Origin of the sequence: Acinetobacter towneri (assembly GCF_001758345.1) — a bacterium.
In the GTDB taxonomy this organism is placed as follows: Bacteria; Pseudomonadota; Gammaproteobacteria; order Pseudomonadales; family Moraxellaceae; genus Acinetobacter; species Acinetobacter towneri_A.
In genome coordinates this window covers 33000-58020 of the sequence record NZ_MKQS01000004.1, presented here as the reverse complement: position 1 = coordinate 58020, position 25021 = coordinate 33000, and the positions used below count along the sequence as shown (strand labels likewise).

The 25021-nt window shown below is 48.6% G+C and carries 31 protein-coding genes and 2 pseudogenes; 22 read left to right on the top strand and 11 right to left on the bottom strand.

All coding sequences use genetic code 11. From position 1 onward, the window contains the following. Positions 1 to 246: transposase (locus tag BJN41_RS14610; RefSeq protein ID WP_141730357.1), on the top strand; the 246-nt coding region annotated here is incomplete at its 5' end. 195 nt (positions 247 to 441) lie between these two features. Here BJN41_RS14610 and gorA read toward each other — a convergent pair. Together gorA and BJN41_RS03155 are read right to left on the bottom strand one after the other, a co-directional pair. After that, a complete protein-coding gene (gene gorA / locus BJN41_RS03160) occupies positions 442 to 1794 on the bottom strand; it encodes a glutathione-disulfide reductase (protein WP_002122354.1) in 1353 nt (450 codons plus the stop codon). Positions 1795 to 1872: 78 nt separating this feature from the next. Then, positions 1873 to 3038 (bottom strand): IS3-like element ISAba22 family transposase gene (locus BJN41_RS03155; RefSeq protein WP_085944217.1). Its coding sequence is split into 2 segments (ribosomal slippage): positions 1873 to 2780 and positions 2780 to 3038, totalling 1167 coding nucleotides; the frame shifts between segments, so codons are not numbered across the junction. A gap of 90 nt (positions 3039 to 3128) precedes the next feature. On the opposite strand from BJN41_RS03155, the gene istB reads away from it, so the two are divergent. The 9 genes from istB to BJN41_RS03105 all read left to right on the top strand — a co-directional run bounded on the left by istB (position 3129) and on the right by BJN41_RS03105 (position 9517). Then, positions 3129 to 3887, top strand: coding sequence for an IS21-like element ISPst3 family helper ATPase IstB (gene istB / locus BJN41_RS14605; protein ID WP_074964445.1), 759 nt, complete (start codon positions 3129 to 3131; stop codon positions 3885 to 3887). 520 nt (positions 3888 to 4407) lie between these two features. After that, a complete protein-coding gene (gene msrB / locus BJN41_RS03140) occupies positions 4408 to 4851 on the top strand; it encodes a peptide-methionine (R)-S-oxide reductase MsrB (protein ID WP_003464965.1) in 444 nt (147 codons plus the stop codon). Position 4852: 1 nt separating this feature from the next. Then, positions 4853 to 5392 carry a peptide-methionine (S)-S-oxide reductase MsrA gene (gene msrA, locus BJN41_RS03135; protein WP_003464967.1) on the top strand — a complete coding sequence of 180 codons (540 nt, stop codon included), beginning with the start codon at positions 4853 to 4855 and terminating at the stop codon, positions 5390 to 5392. A 140-nt stretch (positions 5393 to 5532) separates the two neighbouring features. Then, positions 5533 to 6237, top strand: coding sequence for a glutathione S-transferase N-terminal domain-containing protein (locus tag BJN41_RS03130; RefSeq protein ID WP_005006007.1), 705 nt, complete (start codon positions 5533 to 5535; stop codon positions 6235 to 6237). Then, on the top strand, positions 6234 to 7202 hold the full coding sequence (locus BJN41_RS03125) for a magnesium and cobalt transport protein CorA (RefSeq protein WP_002118270.1): 969 nt from the start codon (positions 6234 to 6236) through the stop codon (positions 7200 to 7202). The genes BJN41_RS03130 and BJN41_RS03125 overlap by 4 nt, the downstream gene beginning before the upstream one ends. A gap of 91 nt (positions 7203 to 7293) precedes the next feature. Then, complete coding sequence (locus BJN41_RS03120) at positions 7294 to 7602, top strand: hypothetical protein (RefSeq protein ID WP_005006003.1); 309 nt, start codon at positions 7294 to 7296, stop codon at positions 7600 to 7602. Positions 7603 to 7647: 45 nt separating this feature from the next. After that, positions 7648 to 8661 (top strand): zinc-binding alcohol dehydrogenase family protein, encoded by a 1014-nt coding sequence (locus BJN41_RS03115; RefSeq protein WP_002118279.1) that lies wholly within the window; start codon positions 7648 to 7650, stop codon positions 8659 to 8661. A gap of 72 nt (positions 8662 to 8733) precedes the next feature. Next, the gene (locus BJN41_RS03110; RefSeq protein WP_005006001.1) at positions 8734 to 9165 is read left to right on the top strand and encodes a GlcG/HbpS family heme-binding protein; all 432 of its coding nucleotides are present in this window, start codon (positions 8734 to 8736) and stop codon (positions 9163 to 9165) included. A gap of 58 nt (positions 9166 to 9223) precedes the next feature. Continuing rightward, positions 9224 to 9517: a DUF1330 domain-containing protein gene (locus BJN41_RS03105; protein ID WP_010591688.1), complete on the top strand. Its 294-nt coding sequence runs from the start codon at positions 9224 to 9226 to the stop codon at positions 9515 to 9517. Positions 9518 to 10045: 528 nt separating this feature from the next. Here the strand turns inward: BJN41_RS03105 and BJN41_RS03095 are convergent. Beyond that, positions 10046 to 10516 (bottom strand): DM13 domain-containing protein, encoded by a 471-nt coding sequence (locus tag BJN41_RS03095; RefSeq protein ID WP_039048263.1) that lies wholly within the window; start codon positions 10514 to 10516, stop codon positions 10046 to 10048. Positions 10517 to 10616: 100 nt separating this feature from the next. Here BJN41_RS03095 and BJN41_RS03090 point away from each other — a divergent pair, with 100 nt between their 5' ends. Then, positions 10617 to 11288, top strand: a complete 672-nt coding sequence (locus tag BJN41_RS03090; RefSeq protein WP_198054698.1) for a phage integrase N-terminal SAM-like domain-containing protein — start codon at positions 10617 to 10619, stop codon at positions 11286 to 11288. A 94-nt stretch (positions 11289 to 11382) separates the two neighbouring features. Here the strand turns inward: BJN41_RS03090 and BJN41_RS03085 are convergent, their stop codons facing one another. Then, positions 11383 to 13164: a transposase gene (locus BJN41_RS03085; RefSeq protein ID WP_372659268.1), complete on the bottom strand. Its 1782-nt coding sequence runs from the start codon at positions 13162 to 13164 to the stop codon at positions 11383 to 11385. A gap of 467 nt (positions 13165 to 13631) precedes the next feature. Between BJN41_RS03085 and BJN41_RS03080 the strand changes: the two genes are divergently transcribed. From BJN41_RS03080 to BJN41_RS03060, 5 genes are all read left to right on the top strand, one after another. Continuing rightward, positions 13632 to 14234 (top strand): sulfite oxidase-like oxidoreductase, encoded by a 603-nt coding sequence (locus tag BJN41_RS03080; protein ID WP_003464980.1) that lies wholly within the window; start codon positions 13632 to 13634, stop codon positions 14232 to 14234. Then, a complete protein-coding gene (locus BJN41_RS03075) occupies positions 14227 to 14973 on the top strand; it encodes a ferredoxin reductase (protein WP_002118292.1) in 747 nt (248 codons plus the stop codon). Before BJN41_RS03080 ends, BJN41_RS03075 begins: the two co-directional genes overlap by 8 nt. Before the next feature lie 453 nt (positions 14974 to 15426). Next, positions 15427 to 15699, top strand: coding sequence for a glutaredoxin 3 (gene grxC / locus BJN41_RS03070; RefSeq protein ID WP_005005995.1), 273 nt, complete (start codon positions 15427 to 15429; stop codon positions 15697 to 15699). Between the two features lie 67 nt (positions 15700 to 15766). Next, on the top strand, positions 15767 to 16048 hold the full coding sequence (locus tag BJN41_RS03065) for a DUF427 domain-containing protein (RefSeq protein ID WP_003464986.1): 282 nt from the start codon (positions 15767 to 15769) through the stop codon (positions 16046 to 16048). Between the two features lie 169 nt (positions 16049 to 16217). After that, complete coding sequence (locus BJN41_RS03060) at positions 16218 to 16484, top strand: hypothetical protein (protein WP_003464988.1); 267 nt, start codon at positions 16218 to 16220, stop codon at positions 16482 to 16484. 860 nt (positions 16485 to 17344) lie between these two features. On the opposite strand, the gene sdhC is transcribed toward BJN41_RS03060, so the two are convergent. Beyond that, complete coding sequence (gene sdhC / locus BJN41_RS03050) at positions 17345 to 17719, bottom strand: succinate dehydrogenase, cytochrome b556 subunit (RefSeq protein ID WP_005005993.1); 375 nt, start codon at positions 17717 to 17719, stop codon at positions 17345 to 17347. Positions 17720 to 17789: 70 nt separating this feature from the next. On the opposite strand from sdhC, the pseudogene BJN41_RS14595 reads away from it, so the two are divergent. Continuing rightward, a pseudogene (locus BJN41_RS14595) lies at positions 17790 to 17954 on the top strand (IS4 family transposase); the annotation flags it as partial. On the opposite strand, the gene BJN41_RS15285 reads toward BJN41_RS14595, so the two are convergent. The 3 genes from BJN41_RS15285 to xseA form a co-directional block, all read right to left on the bottom strand. Continuing rightward, positions 17916 to 18203: a hypothetical protein gene (locus tag BJN41_RS15285; protein WP_070153194.1), complete on the bottom strand. Its 288-nt coding sequence runs from the start codon at positions 18201 to 18203 to the stop codon at positions 17916 to 17918. The pseudogene BJN41_RS14595 and the gene BJN41_RS15285 sit on opposite strands and share 39 nt — an antisense overlap. Before the next feature lie 312 nt (positions 18204 to 18515). Continuing rightward, entirely contained in the window at positions 18516 to 18710 is a 195-nt protein-coding gene (gene xseB, locus BJN41_RS03040; protein WP_070153192.1) for an exodeoxyribonuclease VII small subunit, read from the bottom strand. Further along, positions 18700 to 19968, bottom strand: coding sequence for an exodeoxyribonuclease VII large subunit (gene xseA / locus BJN41_RS03035; protein WP_070153189.1), 1269 nt, complete (start codon positions 19966 to 19968; stop codon positions 18700 to 18702). The genes xseB and xseA overlap by 11 nt, the downstream gene beginning before the upstream one ends. Before the next feature lie 216 nt (positions 19969 to 20184). Between xseA and BJN41_RS03030 the strand changes: the two genes are divergently transcribed. Together BJN41_RS03030 and BJN41_RS03025 are read left to right on the top strand one after the other, a co-directional pair. Continuing rightward, positions 20185 to 21489, top strand: a complete 1305-nt coding sequence (locus BJN41_RS03030; protein WP_070153186.1) for a type II toxin-antitoxin system HipA family toxin — start codon at positions 20185 to 20187, stop codon at positions 21487 to 21489. After that, positions 21482 to 21760, top strand: coding sequence for a helix-turn-helix domain-containing protein (locus BJN41_RS03025; protein WP_070153184.1), 279 nt, complete (start codon positions 21482 to 21484; stop codon positions 21758 to 21760). The genes BJN41_RS03030 and BJN41_RS03025 overlap by 8 nt, the downstream gene beginning before the upstream one ends. A 152-nt stretch (positions 21761 to 21912) precedes the next feature. On the opposite strand, the gene BJN41_RS15605 is transcribed toward BJN41_RS03025, so the two are convergent. After that, positions 21913 to 22074 (bottom strand): hypothetical protein, encoded by a 162-nt coding sequence (locus BJN41_RS15605; protein ID WP_002046470.1) that lies wholly within the window; start codon positions 22072 to 22074, stop codon positions 21913 to 21915. A gap of 304 nt (positions 22075 to 22378) precedes the next feature. Here BJN41_RS15605 and BJN41_RS03020 point away from each other — a divergent pair, with 304 nt between their 5' ends. Both BJN41_RS03020 and BJN41_RS03015 read left to right on the top strand, forming a co-directional pair. Next, entirely contained in the window at positions 22379 to 22732 is a 354-nt protein-coding gene (locus tag BJN41_RS03020) for a helix-turn-helix domain-containing protein (RefSeq protein ID WP_005175518.1), read from the top strand. A gap of 9 nt (positions 22733 to 22741) precedes the next feature. Further along, entirely contained in the window at positions 22742 to 23164 is a 423-nt protein-coding gene (locus tag BJN41_RS03015) for an ImmA/IrrE family metallo-endopeptidase (RefSeq protein WP_070153181.1), read from the top strand. Between the two features lie 35 nt (positions 23165 to 23199). On the opposite strand, the gene BJN41_RS03010 is transcribed toward BJN41_RS03015, so the two are convergent. Together BJN41_RS03010 and BJN41_RS03005 are read right to left on the bottom strand one after the other, a co-directional pair. Then, entirely contained in the window at positions 23200 to 23904 is a 705-nt protein-coding gene (locus tag BJN41_RS03010) for an IS6 family transposase (protein WP_070153178.1), read from the bottom strand. Between the two features lie 66 nt (positions 23905 to 23970). Continuing rightward, a pseudogene (locus BJN41_RS03005) lies at positions 23971 to 24204 on the bottom strand (IS6 family transposase); the annotation flags it as partial. Between BJN41_RS03005 and BJN41_RS03000 the strand changes: the two are divergent. After that, on the top strand, positions 24190 to 24984 hold the full coding sequence (locus BJN41_RS03000; protein ID WP_264754235.1) for a DEAD/DEAH box helicase: 795 nt from the start codon (positions 24190 to 24192) through the stop codon (positions 24982 to 24984). The pseudogene BJN41_RS03005 and the gene BJN41_RS03000 sit on opposite strands and share 15 nt — an antisense overlap. The last annotated feature ends 37 nt before the right edge of the window (positions 24985 to 25021 follow it).

Here is a 25021-nt window from a genome sequence, read left to right as displayed (position 1 = left end):
AGTAGCTCGCTAGAGCGAAATGAATTACTTCGAACAATTAAACGTTTAGGCAGGACACTATGGAAAAAATGGTCAGGCTATCATCGGCGAAGTTTGGTTGAAACTAAGATGCATTGCATCAAATTATTAGGAGATAAACTCAGTGCAAGGAGTTTTGATAGCCAAGTGAATGAGATCCATGCACGTGTAGCAGTCCTTAACAGATTTACGGAATTAGGTCGACCACTTACCCAAGTTACGCCTTAAATTTGGCTCAATTAGGGGCGCTTTGCATTTCAAATCTTTGTGCAACAAAGCCGAGCATGTGCTGTTTGTGATAAATTGAGATTATGTTGAGTGAGTTCTCTAATAATTCTAAGTTGTTGAAAGTTCATAATTTGGATATAGAATATAAAAATAAGAGCAAATATATAAATAAATGCTCTTTTAGATGATCAATGATTAACGCATTGTGACGAATTCTTCAGCAGAAGTCGGATGAATTGCTAAAGTGTTATCGAAGTCTTTTTTAGTTGCTCCCATTTTTAAAGCAACAGCAAAGCCTTGCAGAATTTCATCCATACCGTATCCAATACCATGAATTCCGACCACTTTCTCATCAGTTCCTACACAAATTAATTTCATTTTTGTGAGTTGTCGATGTTCTGTTATCGCTGTATACATGGATGTAAAGGAAGAACTATAAATTTTGATGGCATCTTTACCAAATTTTTCTATGGCTTGATCTTCGGTTAATCCAACTGTTCCAATAGGTGGGTGACTAAACACCACAGTCGGAATATTTTCATAATCTAAATGTTCATTTGGCTTATTGTTAAATAAACGTTCAGACAGTCTTCGACCCGCTGCCACAGCAACAGGTGTTAACTCGACTTTACCTGTAATATCACCCACTGCATAAATGCCAGACTGTGTTGTATTTTGATATGCATCAACATGAATAAAGCGATTCTCGTTCAATTGAACTTGAGTCTTATTAAGATTGATCGCTTCAGTTGCAGGTTTTCTACCAATTGCCCAAATCAAGCAATCTACACTATGTTCTGTACCATCTTCTAGGTGTAATACAAGTGAGTTATCTTGAACTTTAGTCACTTTGTTAATCTGACTATGAGTATGCACGTTAATATTTTCACTGCGCATATTCTCTAATAGTGTTTTACCAAGGAAATGATCTAATCCACGCAAAGGCTGATGTTTACGAATAAATAATTGTACATTCGAACCCAATGCATTAAGAACACCTGCCAATTCCACAGCAATATAGCCAGAACCAACAATAGCAGTCCGCTTCGGTAAGTGTTCTAATCCGAAGAAACCATTGGAATCAATACCATATTCAGCACCTTCAATTTCAGGTTTGAATGCTTGAGTCCCCGTAGCAATTAAAATATGGTCAGCTGTGTACGTTTCACCATTTACTTCAATTGTTTGAGCATCTAAAAATTTTGCAAAACCTCGAATGACATCAACATTATTTTTAGCTAGTCCTGTGTCATACGATGTATGTATTCGGCTGATATAGGCTTGTCTGTTTTCAACTAATTTCTTCCAGTTAAAGGATTTCAATTCTGTATTAAAGCCATAGTCAGGACCATATTTATGAATCGCATCGGCAATTTGAGCTGAATACCACATCACTTTTTTAGGAACACATCCTACGTTGACACAGGTTCCACCAATATCACCCATTTCTATCAGTGCACATTTCTTACCATACATGGCAGCACGATTGACTGATGCAATACCGCCACTGCCTCCGCCAATCGCAATATAATCATAGTGTTTAGACATAAATGAAATTCCTGTTTTTTAGATTTAAAAAGTTAATGATATACGCTGAATTATCAGGAGACTTTCCCTTGGGAGATTCTAGGCAGCCAACTTATAAAAGTCTTCGGCCATTTGATTTGGTGTCTTAAAACCCAAACCCTTTTGAATTCTTCGATGATTATAAAATAATTCAATGTATTTTATAATATCTGCTTTGGCTTCTTCTCTGGTTTGATAGTTGTAATGATGCACTAACTCATTTTTCAGTATTCCCCAAAAGCTTTCAATCGGTGCATTATCGTAACAGTCTCCGCGCTTGCTCATTGAACCTTGAAAACCATATTGCTCAAGTATATTTCGATATTCATGGCTGCAATATTGACTTCCTCTGTCTGAATGCACAATCAGTTCTTTGGTTGGTTTTTGATTGTGAATAGCCATATTTAGCGCATTACAAACAAGCTGTGCTGTCATGCGCTCATTTAAGCTATAGCCAACCACTTGTTTCGTGTAAAGGTCTTTTACCGCTGCTAAGTACAGCCATCCTTCAACAGTCCATATGTACGTAATATCACTTGACCATGCTTGATTTGGTCTAGTCATTGAGAATTGTTGCTCCAGCAGGTTTTCATAGATCGCTCGATTATGGTCACTATTCGTAGTCCTTTTAAAACGCTTGTGTCGCTTACAATACAGGTGGTTCAGCGCTTTTATCTGACGTACAGCGTACATACTCATTTTTATGCCCTGAGCTTGTAAGTATTTGGTTAATCGAATATAACCATAGCTCTGCCTTGTCTCCTCATGGGCTATTTTCACCAATATCGTCTGTTGATTTCGTTGAATCGTTCTTTTGCTCACGCCTCTCTTGAGCCAATCATAAAAACATGAAACTGAAACATGAAGTAATCGAGCCATTAAGGTAATTGGAAAAGAATATCTTTTTTGTTTCATATAGGCGTACCTTACTGACTTTCTTTGGCAAAGTACGCTGCTGCCTTTTTTAAAAATTCACGTTCCATTTCAGCTATTTTGAGCTGTTGTTTGAGTTTTTTATTTTCTTCGAGTAGAGCGTTTAGATCAGGTGAATACTGTTTTGTACCTGCTAAAGTTCCAGCCTTTGCTTTGGTATTCCAATTTGAAAGAGTTTGCATTGAAATGCTAAGTTGTCTAGCTGTTTCCGAGACATTGCCTTGATTGGCTTCAATTAATTTGATGGCTTCAGCTTTAAATTCTGTGGTGTAAGTCTTGTGTTTCTTGCTCATGGTAAACTCCTGATGAGTGTGTTTAGTTTACCAAGTTAAAACCTCCTGTTTTTTCAGCACACATCACTCAAGGAGCTGCGCCTGCACGGCATGGCCACGGCCTGGGCGGAGTTGACTGCGCAGGGTGAGTCGAACACAGCCTCGTCCAAGTGGCTGCTCGAACACCTGCTGGAACAAGAGCACACAGATCGCGCCATGCGCTCGGTGAGCCACCAGATGAACATGGCCAAGCTGCCGATGCACCGCGACCTGGCCGGCTTCGACTTCAGCGCCTCCAGCGCAGACGCTCGTTTGATCAGCGAACTGGCCAGTCTGGCCTTTACCGACACCGCGCAGAACGTGGTGCTGATCGGTGGGCCTGGCACCGGTAAAACCCACCTGGCCACTGCGCTGGCCGTGTCCGGCATCACCCGGCACGGCAAGCGCGTGCGCTTCTACTCCACGGTCGATCTGGTCAATCTGCTGGAGCGCGAAAAGCACGACGGCAAAGCCGGGCGGATCGCCCAAGCTCTGCTGCGCATGGATCTGGTCATCCTCGACGAACTGGGTTATCTGCCCTTCAGCCAGGCCGGCGGTGCGTTGCTGTTTCACCTGCTATCCAAGCTGTACGAACACACCAGCGTGGTGATCACCACCAACCTGAGCTTCGCCGAATGGTCGAGCGTGTTCGGCGACGCCAAGATGACCACCGCCCTGCTGGATCGGCTGACCCACCACTGCCACATCGTCGAAACCGGTAACGAGTCCTATCGCCTGCAACACAGTAGCTTGGCGGCCCAGGCCAAGATCAAATCACGGGAGCGAAAGCGTAAGGGCGGCCAGGAACCGGAGGACGATGAGCCGTTCTGATTTCATGGCGACGACGGCCTGCTACATGGCTGCGTGTGGCAGGTCTTAAACAACTGAACTGGGCTAGCGAAGGAGTGGGGGCAACAGCAGCTGCGCTGGTAGACTTATCCACAGTTGCTGGTAACAAAATCAGCAATCCGCCCTGGGTCAAATTTCAATCGGCAGGGTGGGTCAATTTTCCATCAGCGCCAACACACTAAGCAACCATCAGAAAATTTTGACTGTACGCCAAAAAATTCGCATCTACCAGCATCTAAACAGGCGTTGTTGATTATCATAAAACACTGACACTGTATTATATAATCGTGCTTTTGTGTTATTTTTTTAATATTTACTGATTACGTACTTGCTTAACCACTCAGTTGCGCTAGAATTAATAGACGCGAAATTTAAATCTCTAATTTTCCAACACTTAGTAAAACCTCGTTTGCCATCCCACTACCATTGTAGGAGCAAATCAGGAGACATAAAAAATTAGCGGTAGCGTGCCTGGCCCTCTAGATAAGTATTGGAGACTGTAATGAAGTTTGAAAAGTCACAGACAGCAATCGACCACCTGACTCCCGAGCAACACCGAATTACCCAGGAGGCGGGCACCGAAAGGCCCTTCACGGGCGAGTACAACGACAACAAGGAGCCTGGCATCTACGTTGACATAGTGTCGGGAGAGCCACTGTTCGCTTCGACGGACAAGTTCGATTCGGGTACTGGCTGGCCCAGCTTCACCAAGCCGATCGTTTCGGCAAACGTGAACGAGGTGCGGGACAGCGCACACGGCATGGTCCGGACGGAGGTCAGGTCAGTACACGCAGACAGTCATCTCGGCCATGTGTTCCCCGATGGTCCTTCCGACCGCGGCGGTCTGCGGTACTGCATCAACTCAGCGTCCCTTCGCTTCATCCCGCGCGACGAGATGGAGTCCGAGGGATACGGTGAATATCTCGATCAAGTAGAGGAGGCTTAACATGCATCAGCGCGCTGTTCTCGCAGGAGGATGTTTCTGGGGCATGCAGGATCTGATCCGCAAGCGACCCGGCATCATCTCGACCCGTGTGGGTTACACGGGCGGCGATATTCCGAACGCCACGTATCGTAATCACGGCACGCATGCCGAGGGGATCGAGATTGTCTTCGACCCGACAGTGACGAGCTACCGGAACATCCTGGAATTCTTCTTCCAGATCCACGATCCGACGACGCTGAACCGCCAGGGCAATGATCGTGGGCTCTCCTACCGGTCGGGCATCTATTATGTCGACGAGGAGCAGAAGCGCGTCGCCGAGGATACGATCGCCGATGTGGATGCCTCGGGGCTGTGGGATGGCAAAGTGGTGACCGAGGTCCAGCCGGTCGGCGAGTTCTGGGAGGCCGAGCCCGATCACCAGGATTATCTGGAGAAGCGCCCGGGCGGCTACACCTGCCACTTCGTCCGTCCCGGCTGGGTGCTTCCGAAGCGCCAAAAGGTTGACGACGTACAGCCAGCGGCCGGGACCGCGGCGGAATAGGCTTCACTGCCGTTGCCACTGCGCCGGTCCGGTCCGCAATCTTCGTGACCGCGTCGTTCAGCGACGCGGTCATCGAACCCTACTTCAGAGTGACGGCTCGTTCCAGTCAGTCGCCATCGCAACACCAGGATCGCAGATTTATGCCAGACCTCTCGTCCTTTCCGATCACGCAGCGCTGGCCGGCATCTCATCCCGATCGCCTGCAACTCTACGCAGCCCCTACGCCCAATGGCGTCAAGGTCTCGATCATGCTTGAGGAGACTGGCCTGGCGTACGAGCCCCACCTGATCGACATCTCGAACAACGAGTCGAAGGATCCGGCGTTCGTGTCGCTGAACCCGAACGGACGCATACCGGCGATCATCGATCCGGCTGGCCCTGACGGTAGACCCATCGCCTTATGGGAATCCGGTGCGATCCTCCTCTATCTGGCCGACAAGACGGGTCAGTTCATCTCCACCGAACCAGGCCAGCGTTACGAGACCCTAGCGTGGGTGTTCTTTCAGATGTCGGCCATCGGGCCGATGTTCGGACAGCTAGGCTTTTTCCTGCGATTTGCCGGCAAGGACTATGAGGACAAGCGACCTCGGCAGCGCTTTGTTGATGAATCCAGGCGTCTTCTCGGGGTCCTGGATCACCGGCTGGAGGGCCGCGAATGGATTGTCGATGATTACTCGATCGCGGACATTGCGACGTTTGGCTGGGTGAATGCGCTGGTCGAATTCTACGCAGCGGGCGACATCCTCGGCCTAAGCAGCTATTCGAACGTGCAGGCATGGCTCGAACGCGGGCTGGCGCGACCGGCTGTACAGCGTGGCCTGCGAATTCCTGCGAGGCCTGCATGACCATTATCGCCGCATATTATTACAACGAAGGTAAGCGAGTCCGTGAAATCAGGCTCGATGAGCACGTCGAACTAAACGAGAATCGCTCGGGCTTCTGCTGGATCGCGCTTAGCGAGCCCACCGCAGACGAACTCAGCGCGATCCAGACGACGTATAACCTCCATCCTTTGGCGATCGACAACGCCATGCACCCGCTGTGCCCGCCCAAGCTCGAGGTCTACAACGATGAGTTGTACGTCGTCGCCCAGACCGCCGAGCTGGTCGGCGACCGGATCAGCTACGGCAAGATGGCGATCTTCACCGGTCACAATCACCTTATCACCGTGCGGCACGGCAATGCCGGAGCGCTGGGCAAACTTCGGGAGCAACTCGAGGCATCGCCGACGCAGTTCGGCAAGGGTGTCGACTATGTGCTGCACGCGATCTTGCACCGAGTGGTCGACCAGTATCTGCCCATCTTCGAAATGATCGAGGACGACGTCCTGGCGATGGAGCGACGGTCGCTGCACGATTTCCTCGGGCCAGAAGAGGTGGCGCGAATCTTCGAACTAAGGTCCGAACTCACGCGGTTCCAGCGCACGCTCGGGGCTATGGCCGAGCTGGTGCGAAAGCTCGTTCGCGGCCACTTTCCCTGCATCAGCGCCGAAATGACACCATATTTCCACGACGTCGCGGACCATGTCCACCGCGTGCAGTCCATGGTCGACGGCCTCCTGCTTGTCCTGTCCACGGTCTTCGAGGCCAGCAGCCTTCTGGAAGCGCAAAGGATCGGTGTGGTCACTCGCCAGCTCGCGGCCTGGGCGGCGATCTTGACGGTCCCGACGGCGATCGCCGGAATATATGGCATGAACTTCAAGCACATGCCGGAACTGGACACGCCATATGGCTACTTCGTCGTGCTCGGAGTGATAGCGGTGTTCTGCCTTCTCCTGTTCATGCGCTTCAAGAAGGCCAAGTGGCTATGAGTAACGCACTTCGCGAGCTTCTCCGTCCGCCGAGTCACAGCGCGCTTTGTGCGCGAGCGTGTCCAATCCAGTTCAAGATGAAGGTGCTTCCATGACCTCCCAGGTGACCGACGTTCTAGAAGCAGTCCAGTCATTCATCGCCAACGGCTATGACCGCGAATACCGCGTCAAGGACGGCAATCTCGTCGATCTCGAACTAGGGTCAACCCTCGATGCATGCAGCATTCGCGTCGATGCGGCGTTGCGCCTCGAGAGCGGGGACGACGGCGAAGATGCCTCCAACATCTACGCGATCACCGATCCGGCGACAGAGCATAAAGGCCTGTTGATCGACGTGTTCGATGAAATCTGCTACCGCGACCCAGTTCAAGAGTCGGGACCTCAATGTAGAAGAAGTTGACTAACGAGCATTCGCGTCATCCGATCAAGCAAGCTGGAGACATTTATGAAAGCCATTGGTTACAAGGTTCCGGGACCCATCGCCGCGGATGCCGCGCTGGTCGACATCAATCTGCCTCGGCCTGTCGCTGCAGGATACGATATCCTGGTTGAGGTGAAGGCCGTCTCGGTCAACCCGGTCGACTACAAGGTCCGCAACAGCACGCCGCCGGCAGATGGCGATTGGAAGGTGCTGGGATGGGATGCCGCCGGGATTGTGCGCGAGGTCGGCCCCGACGTCACGCAGTTCGAGTTAGGCGACGAGGTCTATTATGCCGGATCGATCACACGGCCCGGTACCAATGCGGAGTTCCATCTCGTCGACGCCCGGATTGTCGGTCACAAACCTGCGTCGCTCTCCTGGGCGGAAGCGGCGGCGCTGCCGCTGACGACGTTGACGGCCTGGGAGGCGATGTTCGACCGCCTGGACGTGGCGAAGCCCGTACCCGGTGCGGCGGAGGCGATCCTCATCATCGGTGGCGCGGGCGGGGTTGGGTCGATCGCCGTCCAGATCGCGCGACAGCGCACGGACCTCACCGTCATCGCCACAGCCTCTCGACCGGAAACCCAAGAGTGGGTAAGAGGGCTTGGAGCTCACCACGTCATCGACCATTCTCGTCCGCTCGCGCCACAGATCGCCGAACTCGGCATCGGTGCTCCCGCTTTCGTCTTTTCGACCACACATACCGAGCAACATGTCGCCGACATCGCCGAACTGATCGCCCCACAAGGACGGTTCGGACTGATCGACGATCCCAAGGCATTCGATATCATGGTTTTCAAGCGCAAGGCGGTGTCGATCCACCACGAGCTGATGTTCACGCGGTCGATCTACGGCACGCCCGACATGAATGAGCAGGGCGAGATTCTGGATGCGATGGCAGCGCTGGTTGACGACGGCAAAATCCGCACGACGCTGACCCGGCGACTGTCGCCGATCAATGCCGCCAATCTGAAGACGGTGCATGCACTGATCGAAAGTGGCGCGGCTAAAGGCAAGATCGTCCTCGAAGGCTTCTAACGACCGCGATCGCCAAACATCTTGTCCAACCTCAAAAAGCCGAACGGGTTATGCCCCAGCGATGAGAATCCCATGACCAAATCTATTGCCACCGCCTCGATCAACCGCGAAACCGCAGTCGCCCTCATCGACGCGGCGCTCGCTGCGGCCCGTGCCATCGGCATCCCGGCTGCCGTCGCCGTCGTCGACGCCACCGGTAACCTGCGCGCGTTCGAGCGCACCGACGATGCGCCGTTCCTTACCGTCGATGTTGCCATCGACAAGGCCTGGAGTTCCGCCTCGTTTGGGTTCCCGACCCATGTCTGGAACGACTATGTGACCAACGATCCAAAAGTGGCGCCGCTAGCCTATCGCCCTCGGATGGTCGCTGTCGGCGGCGGTTATCCGATTCTGGAGGATGGGAAGTTGATCGGCGGCATAGGCATCTCCGGAGGCAACTATCAGCAGGATCAGGATGCGTGCGTCGAGGCACTCATGAAAATCGGGTTCCAGTTGCCAGCCTGACGACTGTGAGGCCATCACCGGTGGTAATGGCCAACAGATCCAACCTTTGAGAGGCCTAATGATGGAAGCGTTCGTCGTCTTTACGCGGGAAGAAACCAGCGACCCACATGCACTCGCAACCTATTCTGCAGGCGTCGGACCATCGTTCGATGGTCACGACGTTACCTTTCTCGCCGCTTATGGCGCGATCCAGCATTTGGAGGGGCCGCCCATCGAAGGGGCCGTAATCTTGCGTTTCCCGACGATGCAGGCCGCTCGCGACTGGTATGACAGTCCCGCCTACCAAACCATCGCTGCTCAACGCTTTGCCGGTTCCCGTTACCGCGCCTTTATCATTGAAGGGCGGCGGTGACATACCGACAGAAGCACTTCGGCGCTGACCACGAGGTATCGGCGTGTGAACTCGCATCTTGGGAATCTGTGGGGGGGACCAAGACAGCGGCGCTAGGGGCTCATATCGTCGATCGGATCAGAGAGTTGCTCGGCGAGAATGGGTTATCTATTGCCGAGCTGACGGAGCGGAGCCGCCCTCTCCCAACGGATTGATTCAATCGTTGACGCTCCTCCTATCCGGATCCGGGTTTTCGCACGCTGATCAACAGAGTTACAGCGCGCAACGCCTGTAGTGGGCATCAGGGGATGGGTGGCAATCAGGATGATTGCCCACCTTCCAACGATTAACCTTGCTCAAGTTGCTTCACTAGTCGCTCTGTGGGATCATCGAATGTAGCGTTTTCTGCGTAGCCACTGATTGCCTTAGAGTCTGAAAATGATGACATAGTTTTATTGCCTAACGTTTGACATGAGGGGCGGCCGAGGGCGACAGCCCTTGGACGTCCCTCTCGATGGAAGTGTTGGGCGTCTTTGCACTGAGCATGGACTACCTGTATTCAGCGGCAGTAATGAACTGTGAGAAAGACTCACACCAGACGATGACGGCTTTGTACTGCGAGACGTCTATTGATTCAGGCACAGGAACCACGAAGTTCTCGAAGGTACGAACATCGCCTATGCGTTTCATCTGCGGCTTCAGACGTGCAAAGTCTTTTTCCGTTTCCACGAACTCAGGAGATAGGTAGAGCTTGTAGTCAGGGCCAGGCGCTAGCTTGCCGGTGAACGCAATGCTCTTTGAGCCCACGTTCACTGTGCCTTGCCCCCAATGGAGGGCGTCACTGTCTTTGAGGTCGCGCCGGAACTCCCCCTTGTAGATGCTTTGGCTCGCTGCTAGCGAGGTTTCGGCTAGCGTGGGTGCAGTAGGGGCGGTAAGGATAGGAAGCGCATAGACACCAAGCGCGAAGCCCGCCGCGAGAACGCACACATGAGACACAACGAGAAGGATTGCTTTCTTCATTGGATGAAAGCCTCACAGATTGGATGAAGACGCCCAACTACTCTTATGCGGCAGAGGTGACACATAAGATGAAAAAAAACTTGCTGCATAAGACACCTATTTGATTAAAAATACAACAAAAAGCATTGATTTATTTAAACTAAAATTATCATTAAACAAAAAAAATAACAAGGATAATATGATGACAACTCAGCACCCAAAACTATTCGATTTAGTTAGACAACGTATACGCTATAAGCATATGAGTTATCGAACTGAGCAAGCGTATTGTGGTTGGATAAAACGCTATGTAATTTTTCATCAAATGCGTCATCCACAAGAGATGGGTCGATTGGAAGTGGAATCTTATCTGTCACATTTGGTGAACGTGGGAAATGTTTCACAATCTACACATCATCAAGCACTTTCAGCATTACTTTTCTTATATAAGGAGGTACTTGGCGTAGGGCTACCTTGGTTACTAGAATTAAATCGACCCAATAAACCCAAAAGATTACCTGTAGCATTAACACACCTAGAGGTTCAGTCCGTTTTTAAACATTTATCAGGTATTCATCTGTTAATGGCTAAAATGCTCTATGGCACAGGCATGAGATTGACAGAGTTATTACAACTACGCATTAAAGATATAGATTTGAGTATAGGAAGTATAAAGCACCTTTTCACCCCTAAGCTGAAGTATCATACCCGAAATTGCTGCTCATTTTTATTGCCTAAGCCCCAGAATTTAGCTTCACAGCGCCTAAAGCAGGTCGTATTTTGGTCGATTTGACCGAAAAGTGCCTGGCGAATGGATCTCTAGCCGACAGTTGCCCCACCGGCCTGCCGCAAAGGCTGACAGTGCATGGATTGAGAACTTAGGCGCGTCAATTAAATAGGCAAGTCTGCGATGGGTCGAACAGGCTGGGAGTCAGTGGCGGGGCTCGCTCTGGCGGCAATTCGTGCTGTTTGGCAGCGTCAACCTTAGCGGCTTTCTGCCTGAGGTAATTAAGAATCAGCTCAATCACCTTCGGGTCTTCAATGCTTGCAATCACTTTGACTTGGCCACCGCAGTGTTCACAGACCTCGATGTCGATGTTGAAAACACGCTTGAGTCGTTGCATCCAGGTCATAGCGCGGTGGCGCTCTGCGGGGCTCTTGTCACACCAGCCAGTATCGAGACCTTCCGATTGATCGGGCTTTTTGCCCCGCTTAGCGGGTGTTACTTGAACGCGGTGTTTGCTGTTCGGTGCAAAAAGCCCGTGGAATCGAGTAAGGTTGACCCTAGGCTTGGGTACCAAAGCCGCTAGCTTGGCAATGAAATCCAGTGGTTCGAAGATCACATGCGTAGTGCCATTGCGGTAAGGGGTTTTGAGCTCGTAGCGGATTTGTCCATTGGCGGTCAATGCCAGACGCTTTTCCGAGATCGCTGGCCGACTGATATAGCGACACAGGCGCTCAAGCTTATCTCGCTGATGCGCTTCGGCCATGACACCGGCGTGTAGCGAGAAGCCGGCATAGTTCGCCACTCGGCTGTTGGTGTCGGCCTGATTCTCTCGCCCCGGTAAGGTTTGTAGGGTGAAGACCTTGCGCCCCTGCTGAGGACCGGTGGCGATGCGATAGGTCACTGATGCGCCCTGCAGTTGCGTCAGCACATCGCCTTCCTCCTCTTCCAGAGTCAACCAGGTATTCTCGGCATCGCGCTCTAATACGCCTCGCTTTTCCAGACAGCGAGCAATGCGATGGCTAAGCGTGTGGACGAGGGTATTCAGCTCATCGTGGGTCGGCGCTTTGACCCGATGGAAGCGCTGTTTACCATGGCCGTCTTCGGTGTAAATCCCGTCGAGAAACAGCATGTGGTAGTGTACATTCAGATTCAGCGCGGAGCCAAAGCGTTGGATGAGCGTTACCGATCCACTTTGTGCCGTAGCCTTGGTAAAACCCGCTTTCTTAATCAGATGGGTTGAGAGTATACGGTAAACGATGCTCAAGACCTTGCCCATCAGCTCCGGGTAACGGGCCAGCAAAAAGCGCAACTGGAAAGGAAAACTCAGCACCCATTGGCGAATAGGCTCTGCGGGAAATACTTCATCCACCAAAAGTGCGGCACTCTCCACCATCCGGCGGGCACCGCAGCTGGGGCAGAAACCACGCCGTTTGCAGCTGAAAGCGACCAAACGCTCGTGATGACAATCTTCACAGCGCACACGCAAAAAGCCATACTCTAGCTCCGCGTCGAGATGGAAGTCCGAGAAAACAATGCTACCGCCAGCGTCGATAACCGTAAACCACGGAGTTCCTCGTGTGCGGTAGTCTTCCATGAAGGTTGGAAACGGCGAGCCGGTCGGTTGCTCGTCGTGACCGAAAACGATAGGAAGCTCATACTTGAGCTGGTTCACGCGCAACTTCTCGAAGGTATTCTCATGCGTTCCTTCGAAGACGGTCTGGATCACTGCGAACCCCACGTCTTTTGAGCTCAACGCTGCATGCAACTTTTGTAGCGTCGGAAACCCATGCAAATGGCAACCTTGGCACCAATGCTGGAAGGCAAACAAGATTTTCGGGCCGGGCCCGATATCTGACAGTTTGAACGGCGCGATACTTTCCCCATCTTTGCCAATCCATTTTTGCACCCGCAGCTCAGGCGCTTGTCGTTCGATCTCGTTCATCTGATCCTCCAACCCCGATACAGAAGCTTAGTGGATGATCGCGCGTCGCGACGGTGCGCGAACGTCCGACCTTATTTTCCCTATTTCCTGAAGCCAGAATAGATCAGATCGACATTTCGTCCTTAATATACTCAAGCTGCCGGCGAGCGCGAACTGGGCAACCATGCGCTGGTGAGCCTTGAGCTTTGCACGCTGCCCATCCGTTTGAGAGCGAACCTGCAACTTCCGCTCCGCATACCGCAGATCAGCGTACGCAGCCTTGGGGTTATCTACCCTATAGCCATTGGGTATTGGGAATCATGCTGGCCTGACGCTATGTTCGATACGCGATTTTTTACGATGATAGAGCATCTGTATCTGATTTTTAGTCGATTGGCTTATTCGGCGGATGTGCGGGCAAATGCTTTACGCAGAGTACTGAAATGAAGGCCGGCTTCGGTCTGCCGTATCGAGCAAGAGGGGTCACTATGGTCACCAGAGGTTTCACCGGTCGCGGTTCAGGCGACCAGTCCGATCGGATTCCGCCAGGTCAGCATCTGGTGGAGGATTTCCCTGTTCTGTCGGCCGGCCCTACGCCGAGGGTAGAGCCCTCCGACTGGAAATTCACAGTCAAAATTGGTCCGAAGCCCGTCAAAACGTGGAATTGGGGCGAATTCAACACTCTACCAAAGACCCAGGTGACAAAGGATATTCACTGCGTCACCTCTTGGTCCAAACTGGATACCGTTTGGGAGGGTGTACTCATTGAAGACATCCTTGCAGATGCAGAGCTTGATCGGCCTACCGATTTCGTCTTGGCGCACTGCTACGATAATTATTCGACAAACGTCCCTCTGACGGATCTGCTTTCCGGGAAAGCGATGGTCGCCCTCAGTTATGCGGGCAAGCCACTTTCCCGCGATCATGGGGGGCCGGCGCGTCTTCTAGTGCCGCACCTTTACTTCTGGAAATCCGCCAAATGGGTGAATGCGCTGCAATTCACGACGCGTGACGAGGCCGGCTTTTGGGAGCTGCACGGCTATCACATCTACGGCGATCCGTGGCGCGAACAACGATACACCCATGACTGAAAACGAAGCGCAAGTCCGTTCGTGGCAATCATGCGTGATCGACGACATCATCCAGCAAACACCGAGTATCAAGAGCTTCTTCCTTCGGTTGAGCAAGCCGTTCGCGCACACCGCAGGTCAGCACGTCGATATCCGGCTGACCGCGCCCGACGGCTACAGTGCAATGCGCAGCTACTCGATCGCGTCATCGGCAGTTTCGACCCCGATCGTCGAGATAGCTATCGAGCGCATGCCGGATGCCGAAGTTTCGCCGTTTTTTCACGACATCGCGGCGATTGGTGACGAAATCGAAGTTCGCGGTCCGCTCGGTGGCCATTTCCTTTGGCCTGAGCCTGCCATAGATCCGGTTCTGTTGATCGGGGGAGGCTCCGGCCTCGTGCCGTTGATGGCAATGATCCGGCAGCGCCGCGCATTGGCCCAAGCCGTTCCGACAGCGTTGCTCCTGTCCGCACGAACCGCCGAGGACGTTCTCTTCTCAGAAGAACTTCATTGCATCGAAATCAGCGATCCGGCGTTCGTCCTGGCGCTCGCGATTACGCGCGAGAAACCGGTTCGCGCATCGGACTTTGCGCGACGGATCGACGGCATGATGGTCCAAGAAATTCTAACCAGGCTTCAGGGAAAGCCGACGCAAGTGTTCGTCTGCGGGTCTAACGGATTCGTCAACATCGCAACCGATAGCGCGCTGCTGGCGGGCTTGGACGCCTCCATCATCAAGACGGAGCGCTACGGGGGCTAGCGGCGCGAGCTATCTCACGTCGCGCCGATCGTAGACGTGCGCCCTGGGAAGCTTTGGCGATCAACGTGAACCGTTTTGCCGAACACAGTCTTCGTACCCCCCGGCCTCTAGAACGCCTTCGCTCGCGATACCTGGCTCGACATCAAGCTCAATTTGAAAGTTCCTGCACTATCCGTCGTCCTGATATGCTCGACCAGCATGATGGGCGATTCGAGCGGGACCGCTTCCGTCCCAATCGAGGCTCGGTTACCTTAGAGCATCGGCTCGGCGCTACAGGAGGCGCGTGCGGCCTCTGCCTGGCGGTGAAAGCACTTTGGGCCATGTCGCCTGGATAGCGGCCAATCGTCAGCATCTGCTCCGATGTCGGCCAAGGTGCAGTCGCCATCTTTGAACGCCGCGAATTGGAGATCAACGCCATGACAGCGATCCGCGTGCAACTGCCGGAGATGCAATATGACAACTGATGTATTGCTGTACACCACGAATTGGTGCCCGTTCTGCCGCCGAGCGAAGGCGCTCCTCAAGGAAAAGGGCGTGCGATGGAAGGAGCTCGATATTGAGGCGGATCCGGCTCACCGGCAGGCCATGGCGGAAGCGTCGGGGCGAAGCTCCGTGCCGCAGATCTTCATCAATGGCACCCTTATCGGTGGCTCCGATGAGCTATTCGCGCTCGATGTCAGAGGCGAGCTCGACAAACTTCTCGGGCGCAACCCGCCTGCCACCTGAGGAGGTGCGGCTTGGGGCAGCCAGCCCGCGAGCCTTCGCCGGTTGATGAATACAAAAGGAGAGTCCGTTGGTCTCAGCCATCTGGAAAGACACTACTATCGCCACAAGCGACGAAACAGTCATCGTCGAGGGAAATCACTACTTCCCACCGTCAGGAGTCGACCTGAGCCTGCTTGAGATGAGCCCGCACACATCTGTCTGTCCGATCAAAGGCGCCGCGCGCTTCTTTCATGTTCGCGCGGGTGACGCGCTCAACGTGAACGCCGCTTGGACCTATCCCGCCCCCACTCCGGATGCCGAGGGTATCCGGGATTACATCGCTTTCTGGAAAGGCGTGGACGTTGCCTAGCAGACTGGACGGACGACTTCGCTGATAGCCATGCGGGCGCCGACATCTCAATTATCCTGCCCACCCCGGGCCTCGTCGGCTGCAGGAATCTGCCCGGCACCTTAGCGCGACCCGGCACTGGCGGTCTCGCACCCGCCGCGCCTCTGTTCTATCAATAAGGATGGATGACATGGAGCATTCCGAGTTCGATGCCGCTTTCGCGAAGCTTGCGGAGGGATACAGAGAAGGGACTTATGAAGGCCGGCGTTTCAGCTTGATCGTCCGGCGATCTGGGGACGGACGTCGCAACAGTCTGTTCGCCAGGGAGTTGGACGGGACTGACATTGTCAGCTTCAACCTCTTCCGCGTTACATCAGATAGGACATTGTTGAAGCCGTGCGAAATGTCCGCCGAAAAGGTCGTAGCGTTCGTGCTGGAGTTCCGACCGGACACCTGACGGGCAGAAGAAGATCCCGGCCAACCGGCGCGCCTGCGACGGCCGGCTATCTAAGGCTGCGCAAGCCTATAGCCGCAGCTCATTGCACTTCGTCTGGCGAGGAATTCAACATCGATACGTCGCCATCCGCGGGGATATCGGTACAGGCGCCCGTGTAAGCCAGATTGAGAAATCCTAAGCGATGACTAACACCAATGACGCCACCCTTCCGACACATTCTATTCTTGAGGAATGCACAGCGATGGCTGTCGTCAACGCTCTGAAGATTATTCTGAAGAACAGCTACGCGATCTACCTTAAGACAAAAAATGCCACTCGGGCGCATCCCGCCCCTACTTCAGGGACTTTCACTTGCTTCTCGCTCTGTCACTCACAGCATCGGCACGCCCATGACGCATGGTATCCAGGCCTCATAATTTTCCCATATAACCTTCTTGTCTTTTGCGCACCCAGAAAGACTCGAGGCTTTAACTGGACAGATGAGCCCTCGAGGGTAGTGTTCACCTGATTGGCTTTCTCATATCTGATGTTGATTCGCACAGTGTGCCAACCAGGTGATAGTTTCAAAAAACCTGCGCTTCAGAGCGAATTAGACGATCTTCGATAAGAGCGATCCGCCTCAAAATCCAAAACATCTAACATTGTCCTAGAGCCATATTTGTACCTAGTACTATGGCGCTCCCATTAACACATTTGATGATGCACAGAAAACTTAGCTCATGATAGCTTTCAGCTAACAGCTATTCGGAAGCCCGAAAGGATTCAACCGTTTAAGCGTGAACCGTCGATTATAAATACTTTCGTAAGTTAGCTTTAAAGGACGCTTTTAGTCCTTGTAAATACGCATTACGACTCCACAGCTACCAAATCCATACGGCGCCAGCAACCATTAAAACACCCGACACTACTAAAACAATAGTAGAGGCGCGATTGCTGCCTTTCAAAGTATGACCAACACCCACATCCATAACTAGGTGTCGAATTCCGGCTACGAGATGATAAATAAATGAAGAGTATACCAACCAGAAACTAACTTTGCCGAAAGGTGAAGAAAAAATCTCCTTGACTTCATTAAAACCCTTTTCTGACTCCAACGATTTGCTCAGCATATACAGTATCAGTCCCAGAAAAATAAAGAGCATAATTCCTGAAATCCGGTGCAGAATCGATGTAAGCGCCGTGAGAGGAAGCTGAATGGTTCGAATATCAAGATTAACCGGCCGCTTTTTATTCATTTTGACTCCAGTCAACAATTCTAGTGGGGGATTTCAGTTTTCGATCTCATTCATCATAGCAGCTGTAACAAAAATAAAGAAGCATGGACGACTCTCAATGAGTTTATTTCGCTATGGTTTAGACTATGTTCAAATGGCGATTCAGCGTTTAATTGGTTTTGGGAAAAAAGAAGAGTTTAAGGAAATTTTGGCAATTTTAAGAAGGCAGAAGCCTGATAGGATAAGGGTTCTGTGAAATTTGTCGTGTACAGAGAAATTCCGCATAGGTTCGGCACTCATCAGCAAGCAATTTATTGGTAGCTTCGGGGTGGGAAGAGCAGTCATATCCAACATCAACATAATAATGGTCATAAAAAGTATTTTTTGACCATTCAGCATATACCCAAGATGCAAACTCTTTAACAAAGCCATCTTTGTTTTCAGGAGATACAAAATTAGCAAGGTCTTGTTCGATGCGTTTAAGCTCGGTTACTAGATTGTTCATAATTAAAAAAAACTATCAAATATACCCCCAATATTAGACCTCTTGCGAAAGTATCGTTTTACCTAATTTTTGAATTGGCTAAAACCTTATAAAATGTAGCTTTGGGCTGTTTAAATTTTGACTAACGCAAGAAGTCTATTAGATTGTTTATATATATTTGCCTATATTTTTATTTATAGTAATTTACTCTCGAGGAAAAGGTGGTTAGTAATAAAACTCTGCTCAAGCAAATTTATTGGGTTAACTGTCAGTTTTCACCATCTCATGTCCTTTATTTCTAGAACATTCTAGACTTTTCTCGACCTAGAATTTTTATTCTTTAAAGGTGTCATTCAACGCCTGTTGCACAGCATCAATACGTAACTTACAGGCTTTATAGGCAGTCATGGACTCTTCAACGATCGCCATAAGGTTATCAATATCCGGTTCTTCCTGACATTCAAGAAATTCGGCATTTTTCTTGAGAATTTCATAACCTTTCTTGAAACTTAGTTCTTCATTGTTCATGTGCGTTTACCTGTGTCACGGTGGCATCAATGGTGCCATCCTTAAGTTCTATCTGTAATTGCTGGTCAGTAATCTGCTGGATGGAACGGATGGCTTTGCCTTGGCTACGGACAATTGCATAGCCCTTGGCCATCACATTACGAGGATTCTGTAGCAAGGTTTCCCTCATCAATGACTCCACCTGCTGTGAAGCTAGTTTAATCTGTTGTTGAGCAAGATACTGAGTATCACTTTTAAGCATATCAACGCTACGCTGGGCTTCATTGATCTGGTTATGTGTCAGAGTTTTGATAGTTTTCAGATACTGGTCATTCTGGCTTTGGTAAGCGATCAACTGGTGCTGTGACAGTAGCTTGATGGTCTGCAAAGCAGTATTAACTTCATTGACCCGCTCCACAATCAGGTTACGGATCCCTGCGATCACTTTACTTGGGGTATCAAAGGAACGGTGTGCAATTTCATCCAAAATAGTGCGGTCTTTCTCATGGCCAATACCGACCCAGATCGGCACAGTTCTTTTACACGGCAGTGCGGCCAGATCATAATCATTCAGGTAAGCTAGGTCATTCACGGCTCCGCCTCCACGGATGATCACAATAAGGTCTGGTGCTATCGAGTAATCTTGAGCCCACCGTCTTAAGGCACTACCCAAAACCTGAATGATGCTGGCAGAAGCAGTATTACCCTGAAAAGTTGCTGAATGATAAACGAAATGACAGACACCAGCCTGAGCCAGGGCATCCGCATCTTTTTTAAAATCACCTAACCCTGCAGCATTTTCCGGTGCAATGACCAAGACATTCTGAATATCAAAGGGTACCGGCAACTGTTTATTGTTATTAAGCAGGCCTTCCTCAGTCAGTCGCAGCAGAATCTGCTGATAGCGTTTGGCGATGTCTCCTAGAGTAAAGCTAGAGTCGATATCTTCGATATTGACCGAGAAGCCATATTGTGGATCAAATCTAGCTTTGACCTTGATCAGTACATTCAGGTCTTTCGACAGTTCAATACCACTTTCTCGTTCAAACTTTAGAATTATTTTTTGTGCCGTAAATTTCCAAATGGTGCCTTTACAACTAGCGATCACCTTATGGCTTTCTTCATCTTTCTCAGCCAACTCAAGATAATAGTGACCGCCTTTAATACTTAAATTACGGATCTCAGCCTTGACCCACACTGCCCCATCAAAAGTCAGCTGGATGACTTCCTGTACAGTGGCAAGGTATTCACTAAGGCTGAGTTGTTGACGTTCTGACATGATGTAAAGGATAGCTAAAATATAAGGAGGTGAGATTTAACCCAATATTGATCAATTCTACTGTAAATCAGATGAGTTTATTGCAATTTTGAGAAATGTATAAGTTCTGCTTAGACACCTAGAGTGATCACTGAGATTTTTAGTTTAAGTATATTATTATATTAAAATAGGTATATAATCAATAAAACCATTATATTTTACTATTTTAATAAAATTATGAAGCAATACTGTACACTGCAAATCTACCAAGACTATGAATGGCATGACTGTGCTTTGGTTGAGGTTACGGATGATCAAAATGCTGGATGGCAGGCAGCTACACGTACATCATATTTGTTCGAATATGCTATTTCATATATGGATCTAAGAGATGGTCATGCGCTTGCTTATGACTTACCAGTGAACGTTCAAAATAGATTGGAATCAACTTGGCCAGCATTTCTTATGGATCTATTACCTCAAGGATACGGCCGCAAAGAATTACTAAGACAGCTTGATTTTTCTGAGAATGTTCAGGAGCAAGCAGACTGGGCACTTTTAAAAGCAGGCGCAGGAAATCCAATTGGGAATCTGCGAGTCAAAGAGGCCCATGAATGGTTACAGAGTCATTTCCCAAAGCTGCAGAATCGAGGATTTAGCCTAAGCCAAATTATTGAACGTAAAGAAAAGTTTATTGAATCACTCGCATCTTATGGACTTTTTATTGCTGGTTCATCTGGTATTCAGGGTGAGTGGCCAAAATTGTTGTTAACACAAGGTTATGATGACCTTTTCTATCTAGATCATACTCTTCTAGATGATCAAGTTAAGCAGCATTGGTTGGTGAAATTTAGCCGCGGCAGTGATCAAAATTTGAATAAAATCCTGATGAACGAAGCTTTGTATATGAAAGTCGCTCAGTACTTGCAACTACGTGTACACCGGGATCTTGAGTTACATGGCAAGACTTTGTTTATTCCAAGATTTGATCGCAAAGTAATTAATGGCAAAGTTGAAAGAATTGCTCAGGAAAGCCTTGCATCCTTAGGTGGGAAGGCGGGCTTTGGGGTTAGAATGACCCATAATCAAATATGTACCCTGCTTATGGAGGCTTGTACCAAACCAAAGCAGGAAATATTTGAGTATTTGAAGCGTGATCTCGCAAATGTTGCCTTAGGCAACAAAGATAACCATACCCGCAATACGGCAATTCAACGCTTTAATAATGGAAATATTCAGCTCTCACCATTATTTGATTTTGCACCAATGTGGTTACACCCAGATAGTATTGCACGCACCACTCGCTGGGAAAGAGATGATCATGGTGGTATGCCACTTTTGAGTTCTGTGATTGAGCAGATAGCTGAAAGCACTTCGATTGATCCACAAGAAATTAAAACTTTATTAATTGAACAGTTACCAATTTATCGGGGACTGTTAGAAAAGATGCAGGCTCTTCAATTAGCGGATGAAATTCTGGAAAATAGCCAATATCGAATAATCAATATTTGCCAGCAGTTGGAGGAGATCAGCCATGGATAAACGTTTTAAACCATTGACCCCTATTCAACAAATGGAAAAAAGACTATCTGTGCTTGAAACCATCAATAATCATCCAGACTGGCCTTTTTATCAAGTTGCTCGATTTATTCGAACAGAGCTACATTTAACACTGAATGATATGGCTAAAATTACTAAGATTGCGCCACAGACACTGCAAAAAATGGAGCAACCAGGGAGCAATCCTACTTTGAAATCCATGCAGAAATTACTCGATACTTTCGGTTTACAATTACAAATAAAAGTTAAATGATTTTTAATTCTGAGCCATCGGTTTTTCTAAAATCTTATCCGTTTAAGGATACAAAGAGGAAATAAACAGGCTCTGGGTTGTTCTATGATTATTTTTAGACAAACGACTCCAAAACCTTATGTAGCAAGGGTTTTGTCTCTACTGTAATTAATTTATTTTTGAAAAAATGGAGTAGAGTGTTTGAAATATGAATAATCGAATTCGGTTTCTGTAAGCACAGCAATTTCATCTGCATGTGCTTTATATTCATCTATATTTTCGAGTAATTCATCCTCTGAGAATGGGAGTTTTTTTTGATTTTCAGTGTCGTTCATAGAGTCATATCCTGAGAAGTTATTTAGATCATCATAAACCAGACATTTTTAATGGTGAGAATACAGACACTTTAAATGGTTTCTAACAGATGAATTTCGAATAAGAGATTTTATGTTAAATAGAGTGTAGTCCTTCTAATAACTAAATCGATAAAAAATATTTTGAAATAACTACTTGTATTTATATTTACCTTGAGGTAAATTTATTTATGGGGATTGATAAACCTTATTATTTTGGATATAATTATAATTACAACATAAAAGTTTCGCTGATGATTGGCTTCAGCGTACTACGGAGATCATTATGGCAGTCACACTTACAGATTTCGGTAAAACTTTAAGAAAACTCAGAATTGATCATGACGTTAACTTAAAGAATATGGCTGATGGTTTGGGTGTTACTTCTGCATTTTTATCTGGTGTCGAGACAGGACGAAAGGCAATTAATCCTGGATTAATTAACAAAATTTCTGAAATTTTGAACCTTTCAGATGCTGAATCTTTGGAATTGAATGCAGCAGCTAGTAAAACTCTCAGCGAGGTATCTATCAAAGTTGAGAATGATCATGACGCAGAAATTGCAATCATGTTCGCTCGTAAGGTAGATAACAACACAATTGATTTTGACAAACTGAGAAAATTTCTCATGGAAAACTAAGGAGTAGAGATGTCTGGCGGACAGTGTCGAGGGGTAAAGGTTGACCCTTTATCGAAAGTTCAAATTAGTGCAGTAGCAACTAAATTTCGAACTAAAGTACTAAGTTTTAGTGCTGATGAAAAGATTGATATGGTTGATTTAATTGAAAATATTTTACCAACCACATTAGGGGTCAATTATGACATTCTTGAAAAAGAAGTGTTAGGACCTATCGAAGCTGCTACCAATCCAGACAAAGGTGAATTGGTCATTCGTGAAGATGTCTATGAGGCATTGAATGATCCCAATGATCCAATGCATGGCCGAGCTCGCTTTACATTAGCACATGAGCTCGGTCATTTAGTTTTACATGAGGGTCCGGCGCTGCATCGACAAACAGCGATGATCAAACATAAAGTATTTGAAGATTCAGAGTGGCACTGTTGCAAATAGAGATTTGAGTCGATGATGTTCCCTTTAAAAAGTGCTTAGAGACCGAAAACCCTGTTGATTAGACACACTTCACCCTGAGGCTGACCATAATAAAATGACGATGCTTGTCCTTTACGTAGTGCACGCATGACTTCAATACCTTTAATTGTGGCATAAGCCGTCTTCATAGATTTGAATCCTAATGTGGCCCTGATGATCCGCTTTAGCTTGCCATGATCACATTCAATCACGTTATTTTTATACTTAATCTGCCTGTGCTCAAGGTCTGGTGGACATTTACCTTCCCGTTTTAACCGTGATAAAGCACGTCCATATGTGGGTGCTTTATCTGTATTGATGACCCGTGGAATTTGCCATTTTTTCACCGTATTGAAGATCTTTCCTAAAAAACAATAGGCTGATTTACTGTTCCGTCTAGCGGAAAGGTAAAAGTCAATCGTATGACCCCGTTGATCAACTGCACGATACAGGTAAGTCCATCGCCCCTTCACTTTGATATAAGTCTCATCCATATGCCATGAATGTAAATCTGTAGGATTACGCCAATACCAGCGTAAGCGTTTTTCCATTTCTGGAGCATAACGCTGAACCCAACGATAAATTGTACTGTGATCCACATTTATGCCTCGTTCAGCGAGCATTTCTTGAAGTTCACGATAGCTGATGCCATATTTACAATACCAACGAACAGCCCAAAGAATGATTTCACCTTGAAAGTGCCGACCGTGGAAGGGATTCATCTGCTGTATCTCGAAATAAATAAGATATTTAGCTTATCATGTCAGCCTATTTGCAACAGTGCCNTCATCCATATGCCATGAATGTAAATCTGTAGGATTACGCCAATACCAGCGTAAGCGTTTTTCCATTTCTGGAGCATAACGCTGAACCCAACGATAAATTGTACTGTGATCCACATTTATGCCTCGTTCAGCGAGCATTTCTTGAAGTTCACGATAGCTGATGCCATATTTACAATACCAACGAACAGCCCAAAGAATGATTTCACCTTGAAAGTGCCGACCGTGGAAGGGATTCATCTGCTGTATCTCGAAATAAATAAGATATTTAGCTTATCATGTCAGCCTATTTGCAACAGTGCCCAAGATGGTCATCAAAAGATCATTTTTATGGCGGCAGGGCCTATTCGCTACAAAGTGAAACAAAGCCCTGATGAGCAATTTACTCAAACCGTGATGATTCATCAGCTCTACGATGTACCAGCAGCAGAGCTTATAAAAACAGATGAGCGCCCCAAAATAAGCGATGCCTACCGCTGGCTCGTCAATAATGAGCAGCGCACTTCAAAAATCGTCTCAGACGCCTACGAGTGTGTTCAAAATGGCGGACACCCGTTAGTCCTTACAGAGCGTAGAGAGCACGCAGAATCCATACACTCACGACTTACCGAAATGGGTATAAGCACTGTCGTACTTAAAGGCGCCATGAAAGCTGCGGAACGCAAGAACGCTGACAATCATCTGCAATCGGCTCAAGTCGTCGTCGCAACAGGAAAATATGTAGGCGAAGGGTTTGACCTACCAAGACTGGATACGTTGTTTTTGGCCATGCCCATCTCATGGAAAGGAACATTGGCTCAATATGCCGGTCGTATTCATCGTGAATCGGAAGGCAAAACACAAGTCACTATTCACGACTATGTGGACTGCACTCTCCCTATGCTGCAACGCATGTTTAAAAAACGCGAGAAAAGCTACAAGGCTATGAGGTACGCCCTTGAGTACATTGATGACAACAGTAACAAGCAACCTTCATTGAAATTAGAAAACATCCCTTCACCAAATACCAAGCCAAAATAAACAGCAGCACTTCATTAAACACTTCCCCATGCCTTTA